Consider the following 670-nt stretch of genomic DNA (forward strand, 5'->3'; position numbering starts at 1 on the left):
GGAAAACGGATGGAACACTATTTTGCCACCTATATTTCCCATTTTACTTCGGAAGAAGTTTTAGCTTATAACCGGCAGATCATCCAGGATAAACTAACGCTTGGGGAATTAGATTTCCTGCTGAAGGATCGGGCTTCGGGAGCGATCTCACATACCGAATTGGTGTACAAGTTCTACCTGTATGATCCTGCTTCCGGCTCTTCGGAACTGGAACATCTAATTGGACCTAACAAAAGAGATAGCCTGAATAAAAAACTTCACAGGCTTCAAAAAAGACAATTTCCGCTGCTAGTCCATGAAGCAACAAGAAATCTTCTAAACGAACTGAAGATCTCTCCCGAAGAAGTGGTTCAAAAAATGTGTTTTAAAGCCTCCGTTTTTCTTCCGAAGCAAATGGATCATATTGCCTTCAGAAAAATAAATCATGATACGATTAGTGGTTATTGGATCAAAGCTGCAGAATTTACTTCAGAAGCATATCAGGAAAATGGATTTTTCATTCCTGATAAAATTTTTTGGCGGGTAAACCCTGAAAGAAATACTAAATGGTTCTCCATAAAGGAGATACAGCCGCAACTAAATCGATTACTTCAAAATAAATTTTCCCCACTGCTCTGGATGAAAACCCCAACCGGTCAAGTTGTACGGTTTTTCGTAGTGTGGTGGTAGT

General features: G+C 39.7%; 1 protein-coding gene. It reads left to right on the forward strand.

The genetic code is table 11. The features are described 5' to 3' along the window. A partial coding sequence (locus HC176_RS15675) for a DUF1853 family protein (protein ID WP_167919922.1) occupies positions 1-669 on the forward strand: 669 nt, incomplete at its 5' end. Position 670 lies beyond the last annotated feature (1 nt).

The organism is Tamlana crocina (genome assembly GCF_012037625.1).